The organism is Pacificispira sp. HM-600, from assembly GCF_977993705.1.
In genome coordinates this window covers 1,417,262-1,438,396 of the sequence record NZ_OZ388079.1, presented here as the reverse complement: position 1 = coordinate 1,438,396, position 21,135 = coordinate 1,417,262, and the positions used below count along the sequence as shown (strand labels likewise).

At 66.5% G+C, this 21,135-nt stretch carries 21 protein-coding genes and 1 tRNA gene; 12 read left to right on the top strand and 10 right to left on the bottom strand.

The window, feature by feature from the left end; genetic code table 11:
* Positions 1-68: 68 nt before the first annotated feature.
* The 4 genes from ACXZ1E_RS06820 to ACXZ1E_RS06805 all read left to right on the top strand — a co-directional run bounded on the left by ACXZ1E_RS06820 (position 69) and on the right by ACXZ1E_RS06805 (position 3,341).
* Positions 69-797, top strand: coding sequence for a histidine phosphatase family protein (locus tag ACXZ1E_RS06820; protein ID WP_036300162.1), 729 nt, complete (start codon positions 69-71; stop codon positions 795-797).
* Complete coding sequence (locus ACXZ1E_RS06815) at positions 781-1,662, top strand: ADP-dependent NAD(P)H-hydrate dehydratase (protein ID WP_458042617.1); 882 nt, start codon at positions 781-783, stop codon at positions 1,660-1,662. The genes ACXZ1E_RS06820 and ACXZ1E_RS06815 overlap by 17 nt, the downstream gene beginning before the upstream one ends.
* Before the next feature lie 111 nt (positions 1,663-1,773).
* The gene (locus ACXZ1E_RS06810) at positions 1,774-3,084 is read left to right on the top strand and encodes an ISL3 family transposase (RefSeq protein ID WP_458042616.1); all 1,311 of its coding nucleotides are present in this window, start codon (positions 1,774-1,776) and stop codon (positions 3,082-3,084) included.
* 32 nt (positions 3,085-3,116) lie between these two features.
* Entirely contained in the window at positions 3,117-3,341 is a 225-nt protein-coding gene (locus ACXZ1E_RS06805; RefSeq protein ID WP_458042615.1) for a hypothetical protein, read from the top strand.
* Between the two features lie 27 nt (positions 3,342-3,368).
* Here ACXZ1E_RS06805 and ACXZ1E_RS06800 read toward each other — a convergent pair whose 3' ends face one another.
* The 6 genes from ACXZ1E_RS06800 to ACXZ1E_RS06775 form a co-directional block, all read right to left on the bottom strand.
* Positions 3,369-4,034 carry a TetR/AcrR family transcriptional regulator gene (locus ACXZ1E_RS06800; protein ID WP_458042614.1) on the bottom strand — a complete coding sequence of 222 codons (666 nt, stop codon included), beginning with the start codon at positions 4,032-4,034 and terminating at the stop codon, positions 3,369-3,371.
* A gap of 32 nt (positions 4,035-4,066) precedes the next feature.
* Positions 4,067-5,002 (bottom strand): cyclase family protein, encoded by a 936-nt coding sequence (locus ACXZ1E_RS06795; protein ID WP_458042613.1) that lies wholly within the window; start codon positions 5,000-5,002, stop codon positions 4,067-4,069.
* Positions 5,002-6,006: an ABC transporter permease gene (locus ACXZ1E_RS06790; RefSeq protein WP_458042612.1), complete on the bottom strand. Its 1,005-nt coding sequence runs from the start codon at positions 6,004-6,006 to the stop codon at positions 5,002-5,004. Before ACXZ1E_RS06790 ends, ACXZ1E_RS06795 begins: the two co-directional genes overlap by 1 nt.
* Entirely contained in the window at positions 6,003-7,523 is a 1,521-nt protein-coding gene (locus ACXZ1E_RS06785; protein WP_458042611.1) for a sugar ABC transporter ATP-binding protein, read from the bottom strand. Before ACXZ1E_RS06785 ends, ACXZ1E_RS06790 begins: the two co-directional genes overlap by 4 nt.
* A complete protein-coding gene (locus ACXZ1E_RS06780) occupies positions 7,510-8,544 on the bottom strand; it encodes a sugar ABC transporter substrate-binding protein (RefSeq protein WP_458042610.1) in 1,035 nt (344 codons plus the stop codon). Before ACXZ1E_RS06780 ends, ACXZ1E_RS06785 begins: the two co-directional genes overlap by 14 nt.
* 81 nt (positions 8,545-8,625) lie before the next feature.
* Positions 8,626-9,501, bottom strand: a complete 876-nt coding sequence (locus ACXZ1E_RS06775) for a shikimate dehydrogenase (RefSeq protein WP_458042609.1) — start codon at positions 9,499-9,501, stop codon at positions 8,626-8,628.
* Positions 9,502-9,639: 138 nt separating this feature from the next.
* On the opposite strand from ACXZ1E_RS06775, the gene ACXZ1E_RS06770 reads away from it, so the two are divergent.
* Positions 9,640-11,412, top strand: a complete 1,773-nt coding sequence (locus tag ACXZ1E_RS06770; RefSeq protein ID WP_458042608.1) for a bifunctional sugar phosphate isomerase/epimerase/4-hydroxyphenylpyruvate dioxygenase family protein — start codon at positions 9,640-9,642, stop codon at positions 11,410-11,412.
* 13 nt (positions 11,413-11,425) lie between these two features.
* On the opposite strand, the gene ACXZ1E_RS06765 is transcribed toward ACXZ1E_RS06770, so the two are convergent.
* A complete protein-coding gene (locus ACXZ1E_RS06765) occupies positions 11,426-12,352 on the bottom strand; it encodes a LysR family transcriptional regulator (RefSeq protein WP_458042607.1) in 927 nt (308 codons plus the stop codon).
* Between the two features lie 143 nt (positions 12,353-12,495).
* On the opposite strand from ACXZ1E_RS06765, the gene ACXZ1E_RS06760 reads away from it, so the two are divergent.
* Complete coding sequence (locus ACXZ1E_RS06760) at positions 12,496-13,848, top strand: aminomethyl transferase family protein (RefSeq protein WP_458042606.1); 1,353 nt, start codon at positions 12,496-12,498, stop codon at positions 13,846-13,848.
* 84 nt (positions 13,849-13,932) lie between these two features.
* On the opposite strand, the gene ACXZ1E_RS06755 is transcribed toward ACXZ1E_RS06760, so the two are convergent.
* A complete protein-coding gene (locus ACXZ1E_RS06755; RefSeq protein ID WP_036300148.1) occupies positions 13,933-14,163 on the bottom strand; it encodes a hypothetical protein in 231 nt (76 codons plus the stop codon).
* A gap of 131 nt (positions 14,164-14,294) precedes the next feature.
* On the opposite strand from ACXZ1E_RS06755, the gene ACXZ1E_RS06750 reads away from it, so the two are divergent.
* On the top strand, positions 14,295-14,738 hold the full coding sequence (locus ACXZ1E_RS06750) for a YdeI/OmpD-associated family protein (protein WP_458042605.1): 444 nt from the start codon (positions 14,295-14,297) through the stop codon (positions 14,736-14,738).
* Positions 14,739-14,748: 10 nt separating this feature from the next.
* Here ACXZ1E_RS06750 and ACXZ1E_RS06745 read toward each other — a convergent pair whose 3' ends face one another.
* On the bottom strand, positions 14,749-16,011 hold the full coding sequence (locus tag ACXZ1E_RS06745) for an APC family permease (protein WP_458042604.1): 1,263 nt from the start codon (positions 16,009-16,011) through the stop codon (positions 14,749-14,751).
* Positions 16,012-16,061: 50 nt separating this feature from the next.
* Here ACXZ1E_RS06745 and ACXZ1E_RS06740 point away from each other — a divergent pair, with 50 nt between their 5' ends.
* Complete coding sequence (locus ACXZ1E_RS06740; RefSeq protein ID WP_458042603.1) at positions 16,062-16,466, top strand: DUF5684 domain-containing protein; 405 nt, start codon at positions 16,062-16,064, stop codon at positions 16,464-16,466.
* Between the two features lie 61 nt (positions 16,467-16,527).
* On the opposite strand, the gene ACXZ1E_RS06735 is transcribed toward ACXZ1E_RS06740, so the two are convergent.
* A complete protein-coding gene (locus tag ACXZ1E_RS06735; protein WP_458042602.1) occupies positions 16,528-17,931 on the bottom strand; it encodes a DEAD/DEAH box helicase in 1,404 nt (467 codons plus the stop codon).
* A gap of 451 nt (positions 17,932-18,382) precedes the next feature.
* Between ACXZ1E_RS06735 and ACXZ1E_RS06730 the strand changes: the two genes are divergently transcribed.
* The 4 genes from ACXZ1E_RS06730 (at position 18,383) to ACXZ1E_RS06715 (ending at position 21,085) form a co-directional block, all read left to right on the top strand.
* Positions 18,383-19,384, top strand: a complete 1,002-nt coding sequence (locus ACXZ1E_RS06730; protein WP_458352079.1) for a fatty acid desaturase family protein — start codon at positions 18,383-18,385, stop codon at positions 19,382-19,384.
* An 87-nt stretch (positions 19,385-19,471) separates the two neighbouring features.
* Positions 19,472-20,140: an asparagine synthase gene (locus ACXZ1E_RS06725; RefSeq protein ID WP_232711535.1), complete on the top strand. Its 669-nt coding sequence runs from the start codon at positions 19,472-19,474 to the stop codon at positions 20,138-20,140.
* A 97-nt stretch (positions 20,141-20,237) separates the two neighbouring features.
* Positions 20,238-20,310, top strand: a tRNA-Arg gene (locus ACXZ1E_RS06720).
* Positions 20,311-20,419: 109 nt separating this feature from the next.
* Positions 20,420-21,085, top strand: a complete 666-nt coding sequence (locus tag ACXZ1E_RS06715; protein ID WP_458042601.1) for an SDR family NAD(P)-dependent oxidoreductase — start codon at positions 20,420-20,422, stop codon at positions 21,083-21,085.
* Positions 21,086-21,135 lie beyond the last annotated feature (50 nt).

The window sequence follows — 21,135 nt, the reverse complement described above, 5'->3', positions numbered from 1 at the left end:
GTCGACAGAGACACAACCGACTTGTCAACGGGGTGCCCGCGAATGTTGCGCGCGCCTACGCTCGCGGGATGTCGGTGACGGAATTGTGGTTGGTCAGGCACGGTGAGAGTGTGGGCAACGTGGCGGCGACGCGCGCCCAACGCGAAGGGCTCGACGTCATTCCCCTCGATCTGCGCGACGCGGATGTCCCGCTCTCGCCTGTCGGGAGGACCCAGGCTCGGGCGCTCGGGGAGTGGATGGCGGCTCACCCGGAGCAGATCGATGCGTTCTGGGTGTCACCGTATGCCCGTGCCCGCGAGACCCTGACGATCGCGCTGAAGGATGAGGAATCCATCTCCGCCCCTCGGGTCGTGGACGAGCGTCTTCGTGACCGGGAGCTCGGCATTCTGGATCTCTTGACGCGCGTGGGTGTCGAGCGCCTGCACCCGGGGGAAGCGGAGCGCCGCCGCCATCTCGGCAAGTTCTACCATCGACCGCCAGGCGGGGAATCGTGGGCCGATGTCGCGCTGCGACTGCGATCTTTCCTCCGCGATGCTCTCCCGGGTCCCGCCGAGAGCGCCATGATCGTGGCGCACGATGCCGTGGTGATGCTGCTGCTCTCGGTGTTGCTCCCGCTCGACGAAGCGGAGCTTCTGGAATTCGCCGCCGCCAACACGGTCGACAACGCCTCGATCACCCACCTCCGCCTCACCGAGGAGGGCTGGGAAGTCGTCGATTTCTCGAGCGTCGCGCACCTCGAGCGCGCGGGTGCGCCGGTCACCGAGCATGCGGGGAGCCCCGATGTCCAGCCAGAGTGAGAGCGTCACGCCGGACCTCCTGCGGGAGTGGGGGCTGCCTGATCCCGGCAACTCGAAGAAGACACGCGGCCGGGTCATGGTCGTGGGAGGCTCCCGCCGCTCACCCGGCGCGATCCTTCTCGCGGGCGAGGCCGCACTGCGAGTGGGAGCGGGCCGCTTGGGACTCGTGGTGCCCGGCTCGATCGAGGCCCAGATCGGCGTCGTGATCCGCGAGGCCGCGATCTTCTCCCTGCCCGAACGAGCCACCGATCCGATCGAGGGTCACCTGCGAGACGAACTCGCCGCGGCGGGTGCCGTGCTCGTCGGCCCGGGTTTCGACGAGCCCGATGAGACACGCGCGACAGTGGAAGCCGTCGCGGACACGGATGTCTCGTGTCTCGTCCTGGACGCGTTCGGGCTCGGCGTGCTTCCCGATATCGATCGTTCGCGGCTTCCGCAGACGCTGCTCCTCAACCCGAACGAAGAAGAGGCCTCGCGGCTCTTGGGGCGCGAGCTCGGCGAGAACGGCAGCGATGAGCGCATCGCAGATCTGCGCGAGATCGCGGAAAGATACCAGGCCATCGTCAACTGCTACGGCGACATCGTCGACCCGGCCGGCGCATCCTGGCGCGTTGAGGCCGGTGGTGCCGGGCTCGGGACATCGGGCAGCGGCGACGTGCTCGCCGGCGCCATCGCCGGGATGGCTGCGCGCGGCTTGCCGCCCGAACGTGCCGTCGCGTGGGCGAGCTGGGCGCACGCGAGCGCAGGCGACCGGTTGACGAAGCATCCGGGTCTCGGATTCTTGGCGGGGGATCTCGCTCGAGAACTGACGCCGGTGCTGAACTCCGTGCTGAAGCCGGTGCTGGACGAGTTCACCCCCGCGTAACCGGCTCTTCGCAATTGAGGGTGTAGTCGGCGTGCGTGCGGCGTTGGCTGGATAGGGGTCGAGGTCTTCCAGGATGGAAGTTCCTACACTCACCGTCCGGAAGACCTCGACGTGCTCCACGCTACCTTTGCGAACCCTGACCTGACCACGTTCTGCCGCCTCGACGAGCTCGGCCTCGAAGCCGCCGGCCAACGACTCGAGCCAGATCGTGCGGTGATCGAGTGCCGCGTCGCCGAGCCGGATCCGTGGTGCCGGAACTGCGGTGTTGAAGGTGTCCCGCGAGACACGGTGACCCGCCGCCTCGCGCACGAGCCGTTCGGGCACCGTCCGACCACGCTGCTGGTTCGGGTGCGTCGGTATCGGTGTTCGGAGTGCGGGCGGACCTGGCGGGAAGACACGAACCGGGCTGCGGCGCCGCGGGCGAAGATCTCGCGAAGCGGAGTGAGCTGGGCGCTTGAGGGCGTCGTCCTTGACCACCTCACCGTGACCCGTGTTGCGGCGGGGCTCGGGGTGTCCTGGCATACGGCGAACAACGCGATCATCGCCGAAGGCAAGCGTCGGCTGATCGATGACCCTCACCGGTTCGATGGGGTCACGACGATCGGGGTCGATGAGCATGTCTGGCGACACACGCGGTTCGGGGACAAATACGTGACCGTGATCATCGACCTCACCCCGACGCGGAACAAGACGGGCGCGGCGCGGTTGTTGGACGTGGTCGAGGGCCGCTCGAAGGCCGTGTTCAAGCAGTGGCTCGCCGACCGGCCGCAGGCATGGCGGGACGGCGTCGATGTTGTCGCGATGGACGGGTTCACCGGGTTCAAGACCGCTGCCGCGGAAGAGCTCCCCGACGCGGTCCCGGTGATGGATCCGTTCCACGTCGTCCGTCTCGCCGGTGACGCGTTGGACCGGTGTCGGCAACGCGTCCAGCAAGACACCCTCGGGCATCGAGGCCGCGCCAGTGACCCCCTCTACAAGGTCCGCCGCACCCTGCACACCGGCGCGGGGTTCCTCACCGAGAAACAGCAAGCCCGGCTTGAGGCCGTGTTCGCGAGCGATGAGCATGTCGAGGTCGAAGCGACGTGGGGTATCTACCAGCGCATCGTCGCCGCCTACCGAGAACCCGACAAGGTGAAGGGGAAGCAGGCGATGCGAGCCGTGATCGACGCGATCACCACCGGCGTTCCCGCCGCCCTCGCCGAGATCCGGCGCCTGGGTCACACCCTCAAGCAGCGCGCCGCGGACGTCCTCGCGTTCTTCGACCGGCCCGGCACCAGCAACGGCCCGACGGAGGCGATCAACGGGCGCCTCGAGCACCTCCGCGGTTCCGCCCTCGGGTTCCGCAACCTCACGAACTACATCGCCCGCAGCATGCTCGAAAGCGGAGGGTTCAGACCACTGCTACACCCTCGATTGCGATGAGCCGCGTAACCTCGGAGCAGGAAGATACGCCCATGTCGATGTCCGAGCCCTTCATGCCCGCCGACGAGCCTCGTCCAGAGGGCCCGCCCACCGATCGCGATATCGACACCGATGCGGACATGATCTGGGGCTCCGGCGATGGAGATTCCGAGGCGAGCGCGCCGGTGGAGTTCCCCGCGAATCCCACCTTCCGCACCCCGACGCCGGGGGATCACCTGTCCGAGGACGCGCTCGAGAAAGACCTCGACGAGGAGTAGCCCGCCTTCTGAAGCGGCGCGTCGGCGCTACCCGTCGCCTGCGGCTGACCGCGGCGGCGAGGTTAGCCACGCGACGACAATGTCGCCGATCATGCCGCGCAGGTGATCTCGTCGGTCCGCGGCGAGCAGGTCCCGGTCGAAGAGGAATCCGAACGTGTATTGGTTGGCGACCTGGAAGAAGCAGTAGGAGCTGATCACCAAGTGGACATCCAGGGCGTCGACGTCGTCCCGCACCACGCCCTCCTCGCGCCCACGACGTAGGACGGTGTCGAGCACCCCCAGGGCGGGCTGGTTGAGCTCCCGCAACGCCCCGAGCCTGCGGATGAATGCCCCGCGATGGATGTTCTCGATAGAGACCAGCCGGATGAACTCGCTGTGGTTCAGATGGTGGTCGTATGTCAGCTCCGCAATTCGACGAAGCGCCTCTATGGGGGCCAGATCGCCCACCTCGAGGGACTGCTCGGCTTCGCGGATCCCCCGGTATGCCTTCTCGAGGACGGCGAGATAAAGCTCCTCCTTGCCGCCGAAGTAGTAGTAGATCATCCGCTTCGTCGTGCGCGTGCGCTCGGCGATGTCATCGACGCGTGTGCCGGAGAACCCGGATTCGGCGAAGGACTCGGTTGCTACTTGCAGCAGGTCCGCCCGCGTGCGTTCGCGGTCACGAGTGCGCACGGGCGGAGCGGTATCGGTCACGGGGTCCACGATAGTCATCACGATGTCCAGTGTCAGAAGGTGACAACGGGTGTGGCGGGCGAGCCGACCGCTCCGGGAATGTTCATCGCCGGGGTGGAGAGATGAAACTCGTAGCGTCCCGTTTCGGCAGCATGGGCCGCGATGGTCTCGAGATCGAACATCTCACCGAGCGGCATCCCCATGTCTCGAACCAGCACGCAGTGCAGCGGCATGTCGATTCCCTCGAGGGTTGGCGAAACCTCCACGCCCCAGTTGTCGGCGGCGACGAACGCGACATCGCGATCCTTGAGCCATCGCGCCGTGCCGAGACCGAGACCGGGTTCCGAGGCGAAGAAGGTGGCGCGGTCGGCTTCTTGCGTGAATACCGAGAGCCATCCGGTGCGGATCAGGAGCATGTCGCCCGATCCGACACGAACCCCCGCGGCTTCCTCGGCGGCATCGAGATCGTCGCACGTGATCTCCTCGGTGGGGCTCAGGCGCGGACGCCCACGAAGCCGGGCGATGTCGAGCAGCACCCCGCGCCCCGTGAGCGATACGCCGATGTTGGTCGCACCGAGTCGCTGAGCTCCCTCGGCTGTGATGTCGCCGATCGGCAACCCGTTGTACAGCAGACCGTCGTAGGCGACGTGGGCCAGGGTGTCGATCTGCGTGGCGCCCTGTAGATGAAGAAAGAGAGCATCGTCGAAATAGTGGAAGCCACTGGGGGAGGGGTCGCTGTTCGGCAGCTTCGTCATGGTGTGGATGGGGTTCGAACGCTGTCCGTCGGTTGGCTGGGGCCCGGCCTCGTGGAGCGGTAGGGACGCGTCGAAGACGTGTCCTGTCCGGATGAGTCGCCCGGCTTGCGCCCTCCGCTCCGGTGTCAGCAGGTTGAGGGTGCCGCGCTCGTCATCGTCCCCCCAACGCCCCCAGTTGGAGAGAGAGCGCCCGAGGGAGCGGTAGTCGGGTGTGCCGTGAACGGGGACCTCCATCAAGATCGCGCGCGCCTGTTTCGTCGGCGGGTGTTGAAGGCATCCAGCAGCACCGCGAGAAAGATCAGCGCTCCCTGCACGAACTGCACCCAGAACGACGAGACGTTCAAGAGGGTCAGTCCGTTGTTGATGACACCGATCAGCAGAACGCCGATCAGGGTGCCGATCATGCTGCCCTTTCCACCGAAAAGGCTCGTCCCGCCGATGACGACGGCAGCGATCACCTGCAGCTCCGTTCCCATCGCGGCGTTGGGGGTCGCGGAATCCAGCCGACCGATCAAGATGATCGACGCGATACCCGCCGTGATCCCGGCCAGCACATACGCGGCGAAGACAACGCCCCGCACGTTGATTCCGGCGAGCCGCGCTGCTTCGGCGTTCCCGCCGACCGCATAGATGTTGTGACCGAAGGAGGTTTGAGACAGAACGAAATGGGCGACCACGAACAACAACACCGTGACCAGGGCGGATGTCTTGACGTCGAAGATCGCGGATGAGCCCAACCAGTTCAGCGACTCGGGAAGACCGTAGACCGACTGTCCCTGACTGATCTGCAGCGTCAACCCGCGGGCCATACCCATGACGGCCAGCGTGACGATGAAAGGGGCCAGGCCCAGCCACACCACAGACGCCCCGTTGAAGGCGCCCACGGCTGAGGCAACGATCAGAATCGCGACGATGCCCAGCAGGCCGCTGCCGGTCGTGGTGGCGACGATCGCCCCCACCATCCCCGACAGCGCCATGTTGGATCCAACCGAGAGGTCGATCCCGCTCGTGATGATGACGAACGTAGCCCCGATCGCCGCGATGCCGACGACGGCACTCTGCGTAACGATGTTGGTCAGGTTGCTCGCCGTCAAGAAGGCCGGAGTGGCGAAAGAAAGCACAACGGAGACGATGACGAGCGCCGCGATGATGGGCGCGAGGTTGCTGTCGGTTGCGGAGCGGATGAGTCCGCTCCAGAGTCGACCGGTGGGCCGTTGGTCGGTAGTCACATCCGTCATGTCGTCGGAGTTCCGTTCTGCTTTACAACCGGTCCCCCAGAGGACAGGTGGAGGATGGTTTCTCTGTCGAAGTTTTCGCGCGCGATCTCGCTGACGATCCGGCCACCGGCCATCACGTACGCGCGGTCGGATACCGCAAGCACTTCATCGGTGTCCGAACTGCACAGGAGTATCGTCGCCCCGCTCTCGGCAAGACTGAAGATCTCTTCGTAGATGCCGGCTTTGGCCCCCACGTCGACGCCTCGAGTGGGATCGTCGAAGAGGGCGACGCGGGGTGCTCGTTCGGAGATCCGCGCGACGACGACCTTCTGCTGGTTGCCGCCGGATAGTTCACCGACCGCTTGCCTGACCGCACCGAGTCGAACGCGATAACGCCGGGTGATGTCTGTCGCGAGGCGCGTCATCAGGCGTTTGCGCAGGACCCCCGCGCGGGACACCGGCTTCAGATTGCCGAGGAAGATGTTCGACTCGACCGAGGCCGTCAGAACCAGCCCGTCGCGTTTGCGATCCTCGGGTGCGAGCAGCACGCGGGCGCGCTGGGCACGCAGCACGGATCCCGCGCGCATCCGCCGGCCATCGATCCGAACCTCGCCACTCGCGGGCGAGGCTCCGGCGATGGCCTTCATCAACTCCGTCCGTCCGGCGCCAGCCAGCCCGACCAAGCCAACGATCTCGCCCGATCGTCCGTTCACCGACACATCAGTGATGCCGGACGCCGTGAGGTTGGTCACGTCCAGGACAGTCGATCGGATCTCGCGCGCCCGCCATGGGTAGGCCTCATCGAGATCCTTCGCGAGCATCGCGCGAACGAGCCCCGGCTCCGTCCATTCTGTCGTCGGCTTTTCGGCAACCTTTGCGCCGTCTCTGAGGACGACGAGCTTGTCGGCGACGCGAAACAGTTCGTCCAGGTGATGCGAAACGTAGAGGATCGCTATGCCCTCATCGCGCAGTGTTTCAACCACCTGGAGCAGCGTGGCGACATCCTGCTCGGGCAACGACGAAGTGGGCTCGTCGAGAATGAGCACCCGGGCGTCGCGGACGAGGCACCGAGCGATCTCGGCAAGCTGTCGCTGTGCAATCGACAGCGTGCGAATCGGCGCGGCCAAATCGAGGTGCCCCATGCCGACCCGTGCCAGACCGGCGCGGGCCCGTGCACGGTTCGCCGAGGCGTGCTTCACACCGACACGTGTTGACAGGTCGCCCAGGAGCAGATTCTCCAGCAGGGACATGTCGGGGATGTCGGTCAGCTCTTGGTAGATGACGCTGATGCCACGATCGATCACTTCGCGAGGGGAGCCCGGGAGAGCCTCGCCATCAAAAAAGACGGAGCCCGACGACGGTGCGATGGCGCCGGCGAGAATCTTGATCAACGTCGACTTTCCGGCACCGTTTTCGCCGACCAGGCCGGTGACCGTGCCCCCCTCGAGGGCGAAATCGATACCGCGCAGGACCTGTGTGGCCCCGTAGGTTTTCGATACGCCCTTGAGGACGACTCGAGTGGTCTTATCCGACCTCATCAGCCCAGATTCCGTACTCCAGCACCTCTGCGGAGTCGATGTTCGCCGGTGTGATGGTCATTCCGGGCCATTCGACGAAGCCCGTTACCGCTTCGCCAGCTTCGAGCTCGGCGATGCTGTCCATGACCAGCCGGGCGAGGTTGATCGGGTTCGATGCGACCGTCATGTCCTGCCGCGCGGCGCGAATGTCCGCGATTGCCGGCGCGGGCGCGTCGTTGCCGGTGACGAAGATGTGATTCGGCGAGCCGACCGGCTCGAAGAGTCCGGCCGCTTCGATCGCCTTCGTGCTGCCCTGGGCTTCGCTGTCGTTGGCGTTCATGACGGCATCCACATCGGGGTGCGCCTGGAGGATGGTCGACATGGCCTGGAAGGTCTTGTCGGTGTCGAATCCACCGTCCGCGCGGGCGACGACCTCGATGTCCGGGTACTGGCTGATGATGTTGTCAAACCCCTTCGTGCGGTCGGCTCCGGCCGCGCTGCCCGCGATTCCCTGCATCTCCACGACCTTTCCTCGCGGTTCACCATACTTTTCCGTCAGGAAGTCGACGATGCCCTGCGCGCTCTGTTCGCCGATATTCACGTGATCCATGGCCACGGTGAACTGGATGGCTTCCGAGTCGATGGTGTCGGAGATTGCCACCATGGTGACCCCGGCCTCGGCTGCCGATTCCACTGCGGGGACGATCGCCGACGAATCGGCGGGGCTGACGATGATGTAGTCGGCGCCCTGGCTCACGAGGTTCTGGATGTCGCTCGCCTGGGCGTCGTTGTCGCCGTTCGAGTTCGTCTGGATCAGTTTGTAGTCGTATTCGTCGGCGCCCGCTTCGAGCCCGGCGATGAGTCCGGCGAAGTACGGATTGGTCAGGGTGTAACCCGAGTAGCCGACGATGATCTCTCCGTCGTCTGTTCCTGCGCCGCCGCTTTCAGCGGAAGCGCAGCCCGCCAGGGCGAGGGTCGCACTGGCAACGACCGCTGCTGCTGCGAGCAGTCGTGCGGATCGACGAGGTGAACGAGGGTTCATCTTTGATTCCCATCTCTTTGTGCAGGTGTTGTGGACGATGCCGGATGGCGGCGTCCGGGACGGATGTCCAGGGGTATTGAGTTATCGGTCGCTGTGTTCTCGGGCGTGCATCAGGGTGAGGAAGTGCTCGCGCATTCGCTGAGGGTCCGGCTCACGCCCCGTGATGATACGGATGCTGTCTGCCGCTTGGCCAACCGCCATCCGTCCGCCATCGAGCACTCGAAGTCCCCGAGCCCGCGCCGCACGGACCAGTTCGGTCGCCAGCGGGAGGTACACGACCTCGGCCACCCAGGCCGATGCGCTCAGGAGGTGGACATCGAAGGAGACACCCGGGCTCAGGTCCATGCCGGTGGGGGTGGCGTGCACGACGCCCGACGCCGCGGCGAGGGCGGCGTCTCGGTCGTCGGACGGGAGGTAGGTGACGCTCGCGCCCGGAAAGAAGTCGGCCAGCCGTGCCGCGAGCACCTGGCCCCGCTGCGCATCGCGCTCGGCTATGCGCAGCTCCGTGACTCCGAGATCGAGGATCGCGTACGCGGTCGCGGCGCCCGCGCCACCCGCGCCGAGTTGCACGACGGACTCGCCGACAAGGGACCCGAGCTCAGCAACGGCAGCCGAGCGAAATCCCGTCCAGTCAGTGTTGTATCCGACGGCTCGCTGCCCCTGGAAGACCACGAGGTTCACGGCGCCGAGCCGGTCCGCGTCGGGACTCAGCTCGTCCAGCTTCGTGATGATGCTCTGCTTGTAGGGGTGCGTGACGTTGATCGCGTCGTAGCCCTCGTCGAGGATCTCGCCCCAGAGAAGATCGATGTGAGCGTCCGCGCTTGAACGGTGGGCCGTGTCGATGACGCGGTACTCGTAGTCGATACCGAGCTCACGTGCTTCTTCGCGGTGCATCGGCGGCGTGAGCGAGCGGGTGATCCCCTCGCCGAGCAGCCCTACGACGTGCGTGCGTTCCATGTCTCCGTTGACCTTCAAGTGAGTAACTAGTTCGTACATTAATGGCGTTCCGACCTTCCGTCAATCTGCGGATGCCGACTTCTCTGCGCCGAAGGCGAGCCCTGTCTCTTTAATGTACAAACTGGTACGTTACCTGCCATGCGCACCTCAATCGCGACGGTCTGCCTCTCGGGCGGACTCGTCGAGAAACTCCACGCCTGCGCTGCTGCAGGCTTCGACGGTGTCGAGATCATGGACGCCGATCTCACTGCCGCGCCCGAGTCGCCGGAAGAGATCCGCGCTCTGTGCGACCGTCTCGGGCTCACAATCGAGATGTTCCAACCCCTGCGCGACATCGAGGGGGTCGACGACGAGACCTTCGCCGACAACCTTCGTCGCGCCGAGGCCAAGTTCGAGGTCATGAATCGGCTCGGCACGACCCTCGTGCTCGTCTGCAGCAACGCGGGTACCGCGACGATCGACGACGACGAACTCGCGGCACGCCAGCTCGCGGAGCTCGCGGACAGGGCAGCTGTGCACGGCATCCACATCGCCTACGAAGCGCTCGCCTGGGGGCGGTTCGTCGATGACTACCGGCGCGCGTGGAAGATCGTGGAGCGGGCCGACCGACCGAATCTCGGGGTGTGCCTGGACAGCTTCCACATCCTGTCGCGCGGGCATGACCCGGCGGGCATAGAAGAGATCGACGGCGAGAAGATCCTTTTCCTGCAGCTAGCGGACGCGCCCGCCCTCGATATGGACGTCCTGTCCTGGAGTCGGCACCACCGCGTCTTCCCGGGCGAGGGGGACTTCGCGCTCGCGGGATTCCTGGGGCATGTTCTTCGGGCCAACTACCGGGGTCCCCTCTCGCTCGAGGTCTTCAACGACACCTTCCGGCAGACCGACGCGCACCGCACCGCCGCACACGCTCGCCGGTCGCTGACTTGGCTCGCGGATCGCACGGCGGCCGAAAACGGTTGGGACACCCTGCGCCTCGCGGACCCGCAGCCCGCGCGCGGGATCGACTTCGTCGAGGTTGCCGGAGCGGGACTAGACGAGTTCGACGAGATGCTCGGCCAACTGGGGTTCCGGTTCCGCGGCCGCCACCAGAGCAAGCCCGTGCGTCTCTGGAGCTATGGCGAGGCGCGCATCATCCTCAACGAGCAGCAGCGCGACACGGGGTCGCGACTGGCCGCGATCGGACTCCAGGTCGACGACGCCGATGTCGCGATGTCGCGTGCGCTCGCGCTCGGCGCCCCGAGCGTATTCCGTCGCACGTATGCCGGTGAGCACGAGCTTCGCGCCGTGGCCGCACCCGACGGCACGGAGGTGTACTGGAACGACCGGAGGGACGACAAGTCCTGGATCACTGAGTTCGAAGGCGGGACGGATGCGGGCGATTCCGACGGTGTGATCGACCACATCAACCTGGGCTACCGGTGGCAAGATTTCGACGAAGCGGTGCTCTTCGCCGCCAGCGTGATGTCGTTGGAGACGGAGTCGGCGGCCGAGGTGCCCAGCCCCATGGGTCTCATGCGCAGCCAGGTGATGCGGACGCAGGACGGCGTCGTGCGCGTACCGATCAACCTCGCCCCACCGACAGCGCCTCTTCCGGATCGGCACATCGCCATCCGGTGCGACGACGTCGTCGCGGTCGTTCGACGGGCGCGCGCCGCCGGTCTACAGCTGCTGCAGATCCCGAACAACTACTACGACGATCTCGCCGCGAGATTCGACCTGGACGAGGGCTTCCTCGCCGAGCTGCGGGAGTTGGGGCTGCTGTACGACCGCGATGGAGCGGGCGAGTTCGTCCACTTCTACACGCGAACGGTAGGGACGGTCTTCATCGAGTTCCTCGAGCGGCGCGGACTGTACGAGGGCTACGGGGCGGCGAACGCCGCCGTGCGCCTCGCCACCCAGACCACGCGCTGAACTTCGTCCCCGATCACCGGCCCGGGTAACCGTGGATGGCGAAGAACTCGCCGTGCGTACCCGAGATGGCATGCCGCACGGTGTCGAAGACCCAGTCGAGCGCGGCCGAGTGCTGGGCGGTTGTCCGTGCGAAGAGCGACACGTCGACGCTCGCCATGTCGAACGGGAGCTGCCGAACGACGAGCGGCCAGGATGTGGCCCATCCCGCGCCGATCGTGTCGGGAACGGTCGCGATCATGTCGGGGCGTGCCGCGAGCAGCGGGGGGACGGATGCGAAGTGGTTGACGCTGACCGGTTCGTCCAGCCGTGCGCCGAGACGGCTGAGTGCGGTGCGCAGGTTCGGGCGCCCCGAGTCGCTCGCCACCACCACGTGGCTCGCGGCGAGGTAGTCCTCGAGGGTGACGTCGCCGTCGGCGAGCGGATGATGCTGCGACATCAGAATTGCGTAGCCCTGAGACTTCAGAACCACGTGCGGGAAGTCGCCCATCACGGGCGACGAGGTCACAGCCAGATCGACGCTGCCGCGTGCCAACCAACCGGGCAAGCGGTCGACGTCCAGCGGCACCACCTCGAGGCGCGCGTGTGGTGCGGCGGTGCGGACCGCGTCGAGAATGACCGGAAAATAGCCGATCTCGCCTAGCTCCGAAAGCGCGATCCGAAAAATACGATCGAACGTCGTCTGCTCGAACCCGTGCACCGCGTCGAGCGTCCGGTCGATCCGTCCCAGGGCCTCCCGAAAGTCCGGGTAGAGCGAGCGGGCAAGTTCACTCGGGTCCATCGTCCGACCGACCCGTTGGAAGAGCGGGTCATCCAGTTCACGCCGCAGCCGTCCGAGGGCCTGACTGACGGCGGGTTGAGTGACGTACAGCCGCTCGGCCGCGGCGGTCAAACTCCGCGTCTCATAGATGGCGACGAAACTGCGCAACAGATTCAGGTCCACGGTGCTCCTTCTGGAGGACGGATGCGTCGACTAAGACATCCTTCCCTCAGGATAAGCATTGCTTATGCTTCGCCCCGTTCTCAATACGTAAGCTGGCGATGAGCCACCGCCGGCGGATGACCGCCGCGAACGAAGGAGTTCCCGTGTCTGAATCTCTCGCCGCCGCAATCGCCCGTGTCGGAAGCCCCGTCGACGTTCTGCGGAACGCCCCGGCTCGCCCCACCGTGTTCCCCGTGACTCCCGAGTTCAGCAACTGGCGTTCCGAGCAGCTTTCGTGGCGGACCTCCGTCGCTCTTCTCGACCAGTCGCACCACATGACCGACCTCTTCCTCACCGGGCCCGATGCGCTGAGACTCCTGAGCGATATCGGCGTGAACAGCTTCGCCAACTTCCGCGTGGACAATGCCAAACAGTTCATCGCCGTGAACAGCGACGGCTACCTGATCGGCGACGCGATCCTGTTCTATCTCGCCGAGGAGTCCTTCGATCTGGTCGGGCACCCGATGGTCATCGACTGGGTGCAGTACCACCTCGAGACGGGCGACTACGATGCCACCTTCGAGCGCGACGGCAACTCGATCGTCCGTGCCGGCGACCCCAAGCTCTTCCGCTTCGAGCTGCAAGGTCCCAACGCCCTCGCCCTGATGGAAAAGGTCACCGGCGCGCCCGTGCCGCCGACGAAGTTCTTCCACATGGCCAGCTTCACGATCGACGGACTCACGGTCCGCTCGCTCCGGCACGGCATGGCCGGGCAGCCGGGGTTCGAGCTGTTCGGCCCGTGGGCCGACGGAGAGCGCGTGCGCTCGGCGCTGATCGAGGCGGGTGAGGAGTTCGACCTCGTGGCGGTCGGGTCGAAGGCCTACTCCTCGGCCAACCTCGAGTCGGCATGGGTGCCTTCCCCCCTCCCGGCGATCTTCACGGGCGAGGGCACCGCGGCGTACCGCGAGTGGCTTCCCGTTGCCGGGGCCGGCTCGCTCGCGGGCAGCCTCGCGTCCGACGACATCACCGACTACTACGTCACGCCCTACGACATCGGCTATGGCCGGAGCGTCGCATTCGATCACGACTTCATCGGCCGTGCGGCGCTCGAGCGTCACGCTGCTGAAGCGCCGCGGACGAAGGTCACGCTCGTCTGGAACGAAGAAGATGTCGCGGCCGCCGTGCAGTCCCTGCTCGAGCCGGGCGTTCCCGCCAAGTACATCGACTTCCCCAAGGCGCGCTACGGGCTGTACCAGGTCGACCGGGTGCTGATCGACGGTGAGGATGTCGGAATCTCGCACGACGTCGGCTACGTCACGAACGAGCACGCGTTCGTCTCGCTCGCCAGCATCGCTACGGAGCACTCGGCGCCGGGCACAGAGGTGCACGTCCTGTGGGGCGAAGAGCCGAATTCGCAGAAGCCCGCCGTTGAAGCCCACCGCCAGATCGCGGTCCGTGCGACGGTCGAGCCCACGCCGTATTCGGCATTCGCTCGCGACAACTACCGGGCGAGCTGAGCGGGCCGTCTGCCCACAGGGCGGGGTTAACGAGCAAGAGACCCCGGAGTACTCTCCGAGGTCCCCCGTTCTTGTGCAGACGGGTCAGGCGTCGCGGATGTTTTCCTTGACCTCGTTGCGGGTCTTGACCGAGTCGCGCTCGGCTTCGGCCTTCTTCACCTCGGCGTCGGCTTCGGCTTTGGTCTTCTTCACCTCGGCGTCGGCCTTCATCTCGTCGACCTTGTCGCCGATGCGGTCCGTGGTGTCCTCGAACGCGTCCTTCGCCTTGCGGCCAGCGGTCTCGGCGGTCTCTTTCGCGTCGTCGATGAATCCCATGTCTGGCTCCTTTCGAGTGGGTGTATATCGAAGCTAGGCCAGTTCGCGCGCGCGAGCAGAGGGGTTGCGTCGTGCCGCGCCGGTTGATACGACACTGGCGGCCGACGGGCGCGCGCCCATATCCTCGCGACATGGCCAACGAGGCGACGTTCTCCACAATCCTGTTCCAGCAAGGCAACAACACGGGTATCGAGGTTCCCGCTGGCGTGGTCGAATCCCTGGCAGCAGGCAAGCGGCCAGCCGTGATCGTGAACGTCAACGGCTTCGAATACCGGAGCACCGTTGCTGTGATGGGCGGTCGCTACCTGATCCCCTTCAGTTCGGATAAACGCGCGGCGACGGGCCTGGCAGGCGGCGACGCGATCGACGTGACACTCGTTATCGATGCGGTGCCTCGCACTGTCGAGGTGCCCGCGGACCTCGCCACCGCATTGGAGGCGGCCGGATTGCGGTCCGTGTTCGATGCTCTTGCGCCCAGCGCTCGCAAGGCGCACGTGACGTCGGTCGAATCGGCGAAGGCGCCCCAGACGCGGGCACGCAGGATCGAGTCGATTCGGCTCAAGCTCGGCTCGTGAAGCGCGGGACCTACAGCGAACGGCGACGCCTGAGCTCGAGCACCACCAGTCGCCCGACGATGCCGACAAGGATGACAGCGCCGCCGCCGATGACCGCCGGCAGCGGAAGTGTCAGGGCAAGGATGCCGCATCCGACACCGCCGAGAACCTGCAGGATGCGGGGGAATCGGCGCTTCTCGCCGCGCTGACGGAACGCCGCGGCATTCGCGATGAAGTAATAGATGAGAACCCCGAACGATGAGAAGCCGATCGCGCCGCGCAGGTCGACGGTCGCGACGGCGACGATGACGACGATCGCAATCACAATCTCGGCGCGGTGCGGCACGCGGTAGCGGGGGTGGATAGCGGCGAGGTAGCGGGGCAGATCGTCCTCTCGTGCCATCGCCAGGGTTGTTCGACCGATGCCGGCTATCAGCGCGAGCAGCGCGCCGAGCGATGCGGCCGCCGCCCCGAAACGGACGATCGGTTGCGCCCATGCCCACCCGGAAGCGGCCGCGGTCTCGGCGAGGGGTGCCTCGGCCGACGCCGTTGTATCGGGGCCGAGCGTCGCGAGAACAGTGACAGCGACGACGGCGTAGACGACGAGCGCCAGCCCGAGGGCGAGCATGATGGCTCGCGGAATGTTCTTGGCGGGATCGCGCACCTCTTCGCCCATCGTCGCGATGCGCGCGTATCCGGCGAACGCGAAGAAGAGCAGACCGGCGGATTGCAGGATGCCGTAGCCGCCACCCGTCCAGAGGTCCAGGCCGGCGAGGCCTTCGGTGCCGGCGGTGCTCGACCATCCTGCGGCCACAACAACGGCCAGAGCGAGCAGAACAATGACGACCAGCACGCGCGTGAGCTGTGCTGTGCGGGTCACGCCGAGCAGATTCACGATTGCCAGGGCCGCCACGGCGGCGATGGCGACAGGCCGTTCCCACCCCGGGGGAGCGGCGTATGCGGCGAACGTGATCGCCATTGCCGCACAGCTCGCCAGCTTGCCGATGATGAATGCCCACCCCGCAACGAAGCCCCACCACGGACCGATCTCGGCCCGGCCGTAGGCGTACGTTCCTCCCGAGGTGGGGTGGGCGGCGGCGAGCTGAGCGGATGCGGCGGCGTTGCAGTAGGCGACGAACCCGGCGATCGCGAGCCCGACCAGCAGGCCTGCACCCGCCGCCTCGGCCGCGGGTGCGAAGGCGGCGAAGACCCCGGCACCGATCATCGACCCGAGACCGATGAACACCGCGTCGCCGAGGCCAAGACGACGCGCGAGCGTGGGCGGGGAAGTCACGGCGCAGACTCTAGCGGGTAGAGGTGTCGCGGAACCCCTAGCATGTGGCGATGACCTCACAAAGCGTGACCTCGCAGATCGTGACCTCGCAGATCACCGACCAGGCCGACCTCACCGCGCTCTATACGATTTCCGGTGTTTGGGGGCTGATCTGGTACATCATCCTGGCCATCGCGCTCTGGCGCACGTTCAGCAAGGCGGGCTGGCCCGGCATCCTCGCGATCATCCCGATCGTGAACATTTTCATTCTCGTGAAGATCGGCGGGATGTCCGCGTGGCTTGGCCTTCTCTACATCATCCCGATCGTCAATTTCATCTTCGCGATCGTCGTGGCCGTCAGAGTCGGCAAGAACTTCGGACACGGCGGTGTCTTCTCGTTCTTCCTGCTGTTCCTCCTGCAGCCGATCGGCTACCTGATCCTCGGCTTCGGCAAGTCGGAGTACCGCCAGGTCTGACGCACGGAACGCGAAACGGCGGGGCGCCCGAGGGTGCCCCGCCGTTTCGTTTGATCTGAGCTCAGCCGCGCGAGCCGGTCGAGTAGGAGCGTCCGCGCGAGCCGCCGCGGCGTCCGCCGCCGGCTGCGGGACGGGCCGAATCGCCGTGGGCACCGTCCCCGCGCGGCGCGCGGTTGCCATCACCGCGGGGTGCCGCGGGGCGGCCGCCACCGTTGCCGCGACCCGACGCGCCACGGGGGCGCTGCGGGGCGTGGGTGCTCGCGACGATCGGCGCGGGCTTGACGTAGGCGGCGGTATCGCCGACCAGGGTCACGACCCGGGCGTCGTCGGCGCGGACCTTCTCGAGCGGTGCGTTGATGTGTGCCTTGCGCAGCAGGTCGGTGACGTCGCGGCGCTGCGCCTCGAGCGTCACCGTCACGACGGTGCCCTCGGCGCCGGCGCGAGCGGTACGGCCCGACCGGTGCAGGTACGCCTTGTGCTCGACGGGCGGGTCGACGTGCACGACGAGCTCGACGTCATCCACGTGAACGCCGCGCGCGGCGACATCCGTGGCGACGAGCACGCGCACGCCGCCCTTGGCGACATCGGCGCCGAATGCGGCGAGGTTGCGCTCGCGCGCGCCCTGCGCCAGGTTGCCGTGGAGGTCGACGGCGGGGATGCCGGCCGCGGTCAGCTGCTTGGCGAGCTTCTTTGCCTGGTGCTTGGTGCGGGTGAAGAGGATGCGACGGCCGGTGCCGGACGCGAGACGCTGCACGAGCGCCGTCTTCTCATCGGTGCCGTCGATCACGAAGACGCGGTGGATCATCTCGCCCTGGGGCACGCTCTCGTCGTCGACTTCGTGACGGACCTCGTCGCGCAGGAACCGACGGACGAGGCTGTCGACACCGCGGTCGAGCGTGGCGCTGAACAGCATCCGCTGTCCGCCCTGCGGGGTCGCCGCGAGGATGCGCGTGACACCGGGCAGGAAGCCGAGGTCAGCCATGTGGTCGGCCTCGTCCAGGACGGTGATCTCGACACGGTCGAGACGCACGACGCCCTGCTTCATGAGGTCTTCGAGGCGGCCCGGGCAGGCGACGACGATATCGACACCGTTGCGGAAAGCCTGCTCCTGCGGCCGCTGGCTGACGCCACCGAAGACGGTGGTGACGCGCAGGCCGACGGCCTCGGCGAGGGGGATGAGGGTTGCGGCGATCTGCGTCGCGAGCTCGCGCGTCGGGGCGAGGACCAGGCCGCGAGGCTGGCCCGGGTTACGGCGAGCGGCCGATGCGCCGCTCAGGCGGGCGATGAGTGGCAGAGCGAACGCGATGGTCTTGCCGCTGCCGGTGCGGCCGCGGCCGAGCACGTCGCGACCCGCGAGGGAGTCGGGAAGCGTGTCGCGCTGGATGGCGAAGGCCTCGGTCTTGCCCGAGGCTTCGAGGACGGATGCGAGCTGCGCGGGTACGCCGAGCTCAAGGAAAGTAGACATGGTTGTGCTTTCGGGTGAAGTGCGCACCGAAACATGAGGCCGGTGAAGGCCCGAGAGAGGCGCGAAGTGGGCGACGGCGCAGGATTGCGCATCGGTTCGCCGTTCGTGTAGAGCCACGGCCGAGAGGGCCGGGAAGCGTCACGACGACGCAGGCGGAATAAACCGCCTCCGCAACACTAACACGCGCCCGCAATGTCTATCGCGTGACAGTCACCTGGACATCCCCCCAGCATTCTCGGATCGGCATGAATGGGTGCGTAGTGTGGGCGACAGCGTTCGGCACCTGCCGTTGGCACAGGCCCAGGCCCACAACCTTGTGGGCTGCCGATCGATGAGGTGAAGCATCTCTACTATTGCTCCCCCCGCAGCCCAGCTTGGGCCCGTACGTCAGACGTACGCGAAGTCAGACACGTATCCGAACCTCACCCGTGCGTACACCGAGGTGTCACAGGTGGTTCGCGAGACCGGGTTGCTGGCTCGGGCGCCCAAGTTCTACCTGCTCGTCGGGTCGGCGCTGTTCGTCGCTCTCGCCGCGTGCGGCGTCGCCTTCGTGCTCCTCGGTGACAGCTGGTTCCAACTGATCGTCGCAGCGGCGCTCGGCATCATCCTGACGCAGATCGCCTTCCTCTCTCACGAGGCCGCCCACAAGGCGATCTTCACCTCCGGCAAGGCGAACGACCGCCTCGCCAAGATCCTCGGCAACGGGATCGTCGGCATGAGCTACTCCTGGTGGGGTTCGAAGCACACGCGCCACCACGCCAACCCGAACCGGATCAGCCGCGACCCCGACATCGAGATCGACACGATCTCGTTCGTCGAAGAGGATGCGGCCAAGGCATCCGGTCTTCTCGGCTTCATCACGCGTCGCCAGGGCTACCTGTTCTTCCCCCTCCTCGCGTTCGAGGGAATCAACCTCCACTACCTGAGCATCAGGCACCTGGTCACGACGCCGGGCGTCAAGGGCCGCTGGTACGAGCTCACTCTTCTGGCGATTCGCTTCACCGTCCTCTTCACGATCGTGTTCTGGTTCCTGCCGCTCGGCATGGCCTTCGCGTTCCTCGGTGTTCAGCTTGCGGTCTTCGGCATCTACATGGGTGCGGCGTTCGCGCCGAACCACAAGGGCATGCCGATCATCGACAAGGACGCCAAGCTCGACTTCTTCACCAAGCAGGTCCGCACGTCGCGCAACGTGTCGGGCGGCTGGTGGGCCACCTGGCTCATGGGCGGTCTGAACTACCAGGTCGAGCACCACCTGTTCCCGAGCATGGCTCGCCCGCACCTCGCCAAGACGCGTGAGATCGTGCGCGACCACTGCAAGACGCTGGACGTGCCCTACACCGAGACAACGCTGCTGCGCTCGTACGGCATCGTCATCGCCTACCTGAACCGGGTCGGTCTGTCGGCTCGCGACCCGTTCGATTGCTACATCGTGGAACGATTCCGCAAGGTCTGATCGTTTCGACCGATGGCGCCGGGGATTCGTCCTCGGCGCCATCGTCATGTGTCGGGCGATCCGGCTAACCTCGAACCGGGAGGGGACGTGGGCCCGAAAGCCTCACCGGCGAAAAAGTCCGACGACTCGGTAGTCGTCGCGGCTCCGCCTGCGCGCCCGAAACTCGCCGAGATCGTCTCGGAGGGCCTCTACATCGCCTCCGCCGCGATCAGGTTGTCGCTGAAGAACCGCATCCTGATGGACACGATCGGCGGCGGCGCCGGGTACGACGTCGACAAGTTCATTCCCGATGCCCGTGCCGCACTTCTCGCGCTCGCCGACGAAGCGGATGCCGCCGCCGAGCGCATCAGGAAAGAACGCAAGGACGCGTGGCGTCGATTCAGCGACCCGGACAGCACGCACGACTACGGCAGCCGCGATGTGCGCAACCTCCGTCGACGCCGACGTCAGTCGCAGCGCGTCGCAAAAGAGTTGCGTGCACGCGCCGAGGACGATCAGGGGTTGCGCCGGCTGGTCGAGGCTGCGCGTGATGCGGCCTGGGGCGAGTTGGCCGAGAACATCGACCGCAGCTTGCGGGTCGAGGCCGCGCGACCCGACCTCGAGCCCGACTATGCGACCATGCGCGAGGCGCGCATGCAGGCGCTCCGGCTCGTCGATCTGAGCAAGCTCTCGTCGGTGCAGCGGCAGCGTCGCGCGACCGAGGCGGAGCGTGCCGACAGCGTCGACGACGACCGACGGGACCAGGACACCGCGTAGACCCCGCGCAGACGGGGCACGATTCGCGGGCGCCTCGCGCGTGGGGTATCCTGGACGCTGGTCTGCGCGGGTCTTCGGATGCCGCGGGATCAGGATCGCGCTCGTAGCTCAATGGATAGAGCATCTGACTACGGATCAGAAGGTTGGGGGTTCGAGTCCCTTCGAGCGCACACTGTGTTGAGACAGTGAAATACCGAAAGCCCGCGGATTCCGCGGGCTTTCGTGTTTGCTGCCGCGCTCTCGCTGCCCCACCCTCGAGCCGTTCAGTACCCTCGGATGATGCCTCTCGCTCTCGTTACCGGCGCCGCGCGCGCGAACAGCATCGCCGCAGGCGTCGTGCCCCGACTGGTCGCCGACGGCTGGCACGTCGTGACGAGCGACCTCGACGCGGGAGACCACCCCTGCGATCTCTCGACGGCGACGGGACCCGACGACCTCATCGCCCGCGTCGCCGCCGAGCACGGACCCATCACCGCGCTCGTCCTCAGCCACGCGCACGATGTCGAATCCGGCATCCTCGACACGACGGCCGAAAGCTTCGACCGCCACATCGCCGTCAATGCCCGTGCTGCACTGCTGTTAATCGCCGCGTTCGCGCGACAGGTACCCGAGGGCGGCGGCGTGATCGTGGCCTTCACCAGCGATCACACCACCGGCAACCTGCCCTACGGCGCCTCGAAGGCGGCGCTCGATCGCATCGTCATCTCGACGGCACGCGAGCTCGGTCCCCTCGGAATCTCCGCGAACGTCGTCAATCCCGGACCGATCGATACGGGATGGATGGATCAGGAAGGCCGTGAATCGCTCTCGCCGTACCAGCCTCTCGGGCGACTCGGCACCCCCGGGGATATCGCACCCATCGTGTCTTTCCTGCTGTCCGATCAGGGTCGCTGGGTGTCAGGTCAGTTGCTGCACACCGACGGCGGCTTCACGGCGCGGTACTGAGCTCGCGCCGAGACTTTCGCTAGGACGAACAGGCGGCGGCATCATCGCTG

What these genes read in the sequence shown, in the direction of transcription:
- ACXZ1E_RS06820 (WP_036300162.1), top strand. Translation starts at nt 69, where the DNA reads ATGTCGGTGACGGAATTGTGGTTGGTCAGGCACGGTGAGAGTGTGGGC.
- ACXZ1E_RS06815 (WP_458042617.1), top strand. Translation starts at nt 781, where the DNA reads ATGTCCAGCCAGAGTGAGAGCGTCACGCCGGACCTCCTGCGGGAGTGG.
- ACXZ1E_RS06805 (WP_458042615.1), top strand. Translation starts at nt 3,117, where the DNA reads ATGTCGATGTCCGAGCCCTTCATGCCCGCCGACGAGCCTCGTCCAGAG.
- ACXZ1E_RS06795 (WP_458042613.1), bottom strand. Translation starts at nt 5,002, where the DNA reads ATGGAGGTCCCCGTTCACGGCACACCCGACTACCGCTCCCTCGGGCGC.
- ACXZ1E_RS06790 (WP_458042612.1), bottom strand. Translation starts at nt 6,006, where the DNA reads ATGACGGATGTGACTACCGACCAACGGCCCACCGGTCGACTCTGGAGC.
- ACXZ1E_RS06785 (WP_458042611.1), bottom strand. Translation starts at nt 7,523, where the DNA reads ATGAGGTCGGATAAGACCACTCGAGTCGTCCTCAAGGGCGTATCGAAA.
- ACXZ1E_RS06780 (WP_458042610.1), bottom strand. Translation starts at nt 8,544, where the DNA reads ATGAACCCTCGTTCACCTCGTCGATCCGCACGACTGCTCGCAGCAGCA.
- ACXZ1E_RS06775 (WP_458042609.1), bottom strand. Translation starts at nt 9,501, where the DNA reads ATGGAACGCACGCACGTCGTAGGGCTGCTCGGCGAGGGGATCACCCGC.
- ACXZ1E_RS06770 (WP_458042608.1), top strand. Translation starts at nt 9,640, where the DNA reads ATGCGCACCTCAATCGCGACGGTCTGCCTCTCGGGCGGACTCGTCGAG.
- ACXZ1E_RS06755 (WP_036300148.1), bottom strand. Translation starts at nt 14,163, where the DNA reads ATGGGATTCATCGACGACGCGAAAGAGACCGCCGAGACCGCTGGCCGC.
- ACXZ1E_RS06750 (WP_458042605.1), top strand. Translation starts at nt 14,295, where the DNA reads ATGGCCAACGAGGCGACGTTCTCCACAATCCTGTTCCAGCAAGGCAAC.
- ACXZ1E_RS06740 (WP_458042603.1), top strand. Translation starts at nt 16,062, where the DNA reads ATGACCTCACAAAGCGTGACCTCGCAGATCGTGACCTCGCAGATCACC.
- ACXZ1E_RS06735 (WP_458042602.1), bottom strand. Translation starts at nt 17,931, where the DNA reads ATGTCTACTTTCCTTGAGCTCGGCGTACCCGCGCAGCTCGCATCCGTC.
- ACXZ1E_RS06715 (WP_458042601.1), top strand. Translation starts at nt 20,420, where the DNA reads ATGCCTCTCGCTCTCGTTACCGGCGCCGCGCGCGCGAACAGCATCGCC.